At 37.7% G+C, this 911-nt stretch carries 1 protein-coding gene; it reads left to right on the top strand.

Annotated elements, in window-relative coordinates:
* On the top strand, window positions 1-911 hold a 911-nt coding region (locus tag FOF46_RS32170), incomplete at both ends, for a hypothetical protein (protein WP_420885155.1).

The following is a 911-nucleotide window of genomic DNA, read 5'->3' as shown; positions in this document are numbered from 1 at the left end:
GGCTAAAGCATTACTTAAAGGTACATTGTCGGATAAGGAACTATCTGAAATTAAAACTTTAAATGATGCAAAAAATGCATTGCATAGGAATTTCGAACTATCAGAACTAGATCACCAGGCAGCGTTTTATCAAAAACAAATAGACTTAATGACTTCTCTACTATCCGGAGAAGAGACAGGAATAAACCTTGGCGATAAATTACTTACTGATGAGCAGAAAGAACTTCTGAACCAACGATTAGACGAGGTAAAGCTTAAGCTTTCAGAAATTGGTGTCATTAAAAATGAGGAAGAAGAGGATCCTGAGGTAGAAGGGTTAAAAGGAGAAGTAGATATTTTCGGTTTCTCCATTGATGATTGGGAAAACACTTTTGAGAATTTAGATACTGCCAAAGATAAAATTAAGGCAGTCGAAATGGTCGTTGGTGCCTTGCAGAATGTTTGGGGAATGTATAGTGACTTCTTAGCAGCTAATGAAACCAAACAATTAAAGAGTTTTGAGAAGAACAATGATAAAAAGAAAAAGGCTTTAAAGAGGCAATTGGATTCTGGGGTTATTGATCAGGAGACGTATAATAAAGAAGTTGAAAAACTTGATCAGGAATTAGCGAAAAAGAAAGCTGAAGTTGAATACAAACAAGCCAAAAGGGAACAAATTTCTACGCTATTTGGAATCGCCGCAAATACTGCGTTAGGGATTGCAAAAGCTTACGCATCATCTCCTCATACTTTAGGTATGCCCTGGACTGCGTTAATAGGTGCTATGGGTGTAGTACAGGCAGGATTGGTATTGGCTAAACCCTTACCTGATAAAAACAATTATGCAGAAGGAGGTTATACATCGGGGATAGGATATTTGGATGAAACCGGACATGAGGTGGCAGGTACAGTACACGCAAATGAATATGTGA

Origin of the sequence: Aquimarina algiphila (assembly GCF_007489275.1) — a bacterium.
In the GTDB taxonomy this organism is placed as follows: Bacteria; Bacteroidota; Bacteroidia; order Flavobacteriales; family Flavobacteriaceae; genus Aquimarina; species Aquimarina algiphila.
The sequence above is the reverse complement of the archived record's forward strand: the minus strand, read 5'-3'. Positions and strand labels throughout refer to the sequence as shown.